This window comes from Moorena sp. SIO4A1 (assembly GCF_010672065.1).
Taxonomy (GTDB): domain Bacteria; phylum Cyanobacteriota; class Cyanobacteriia; order Cyanobacteriales; family Coleofasciculaceae; genus Moorena.
On record NZ_JAAHHX010000499.1, the window covers coordinates 1 to 1,762 of the forward strand.

Consider the following 1,762-nt stretch of genomic DNA (forward strand, 5'->3'; position numbering starts at 1 on the left):
GAGTAGTTAAAAAAACTAGAGCTAAATTTCCTTCCAAGAAACCAATACATAAAGGAATTGGAGCCAAAAGTGAAACACGAACATTCTATGTAATCAATACTGCTTAGAGCTTAACCGAACCGTATTGCCCTGAGTCGGATCGTTCCTGAATCCTGAGTAAAACCTGTTACTGTTCACGAATCCGATCGGATTGCTATAGATTAATGATTAATTTTTTGTTAATTTCCTTAACCCTTAAATTCAGCTAGCTTATAGCCCAAAAATGAACTTACTGCTCTAAGTTACTAGTTGTGTATAAATGTTATGGGTTGTGTTAAAAAAGATAAAATCTAAATAGTGATAGATAACTATGTTAAAAAAATGTAAATAAATAAGTATTTTTGCGATCGGATGTTAAATTAAGGCGGCAACGATATCGCAATCGAATAAGAGAGCATCTATGGAACTAATTCAACTGTTAACCGAAAACCTGGGAGTGCAAGAAAATCAAGCCCAAGGCGGAGCTGGACTTATTTTCCAACTGGCAAAGGACAAGCTGGGAGATGAGAGTTTTGCCCAAGTAGCGCAATATATTCCAGGGATAAATGATTTGCTCCAAGCAGCACCAAAAAGTGGTGGCATGATGGGAGCCTTGGGAGGATTAGCGGCATCAATGGGTGGTGGCGTTGGACAATTAGGCACTCTAGCTACCCTGGCAGGAGGTTTTGATCAACTAGAAATGGATAGTGGGATGATTTCCAAATTTCTACCGATTGTCCTCTCTTTCGTTCAAAGCCAAGGTGGGGACGAGATCAAAAACCTTTTGGCAAAAGTGTTGAGCTAGAACAATTGATTGGATGGCTGAAATGTGATCGTAATGAGGGATCAACCCAAGACTTGGGTATGTTTTACCAAAGTAGGAGCATCAAGGAGATCAGGGGGAAGATTTTAGGTGGTTACTTAATTTCATCCTTGATGCTTCATCCTTTATGCTTCATCCAGACAAGACACTGGTTCAGCTGATCTTGCATAGTCTGAGCATCAGTATGATACCGGCGTCCATGTCCTGGTAATACCCACTCAAAGGAGTAGTTGGTTAATTTCTCCATTGACTTGATTAATTCCTCCCAGGAGTACCAGCAGTGGCGACGAAAGGCAATCAGTTGCTGAAGTTGATCAGACCAAGCAAGATGGTCACCGCTGAAGAGAAATTTGTTATTGTACAGTAGAACAGTGTGACCTTTGGTGTGACCAGGAACTGGGATAATCAACAAGTCCTTGTCTAACAGATAAGACTCGGAACTAGTGAGCTGAATTTCCACATCACGGGTATCAGTGGTAATGTCATCTCTATGCAAAATGCGTTCGCAACGCGGTTCCGAAGGAACATCGCACTGGAAATGCTGTCTGTATTTGTGATGATCTGCCACATCATCCCGATGGGTCAGGTACATGTAACGAATCCCACCCATTGCCTCTAGACCTTTGACCAGTGGCGGTGTAAAGCGGGGAGAATCGATTAAAATATTGCCTTGGGGGCGTTGGATAAGGTAGCTAGCGGCACCGTAGGAGTTTTCAGAATGGTACCCGCAATGGTAGACATTGTCTGCAACTGGGATCGGGAAACTCTGCTGAACGTCTTTAATCTCTATAGGTTTCTCAACAGTACCAATAGAAGAGGTGGGACAAGATAATAGGGCTTGAAGAGCTCTCAAGCGTTCTGTATCATTAGCAGGTTGATGATAAACTGCAGACTGCTGATCAGCACGATGAAACACTTCCG

The 1,762-nt window shown here is 42.5% G+C and carries 2 protein-coding genes; one reads left to right on the plus strand and one right to left on the minus strand.

Going from position 1 to position 1,762, the window contains the following annotated elements:
• Window positions 1–412: 412 nt before the first annotated feature.
• On the plus strand, window positions 413–823 hold the full coding sequence (locus tag F6K53_RS39880) for a DUF2780 domain-containing protein (protein WP_293027511.1): 411 nt from the start codon (window positions 413–415) through the stop codon (window positions 821–823).
• Between the two features lie 136 nt (window positions 824–959).
• Here F6K53_RS39880 and F6K53_RS39885 read toward each other — a convergent pair.
• Window positions 960–1,762 (minus strand): MBL fold metallo-hydrolase (locus F6K53_RS39885; RefSeq protein ID WP_293085565.1); only part of this gene is annotated, 803 nt, incomplete at its 5' end.